This window comes from Priestia sp. SIMBA_032 (assembly GCF_046535215.1).
GTDB classification, from domain to species: Bacteria; Bacillota; Bacilli; order Bacillales; family Bacillaceae_H; genus Priestia; species Priestia aryabhattai.
In genome coordinates, this window is sequence record NZ_JAWRXD010001533.1 from 1 (window position 1) to 237 (window position 237).

The following is a 237-nucleotide window of genomic DNA, read 5'->3' on the forward strand; positions in this document are numbered from 1 at the left end:
GTTCACGAAGCTTTGCGAGATCGATCAAGACCGGATCGAGGAGATCGGTGCGATGCTGCTTGGCGCAAACGTGTTCTGGCAGGGCGCCGACGGTGCGACATTCAGCATGGACCCCGTCACTCGTGTCGTGTTTCTGGCCCATCATCGCCCTCTCCGTTCGCTAGACGTCGCCGCTCTGAACGCATGGCTAGAACGATTCCTCGCGATCGCGGAGCATTGGCAACGCCGCCTTGATAG

1 protein-coding gene is annotated in these 237 nt (G+C 59.9%); it reads left to right on the plus strand.

Going from position 1 to position 237, the window contains the following annotated elements:
* Window positions 1-52 precede the first annotated feature (52 nt).
* The coding region (locus tag SB717_RS39415; protein ID WP_410908763.1) for a type III secretion system chaperone at window positions 53-237 on the plus strand (185 nt) is incomplete at its 3' end.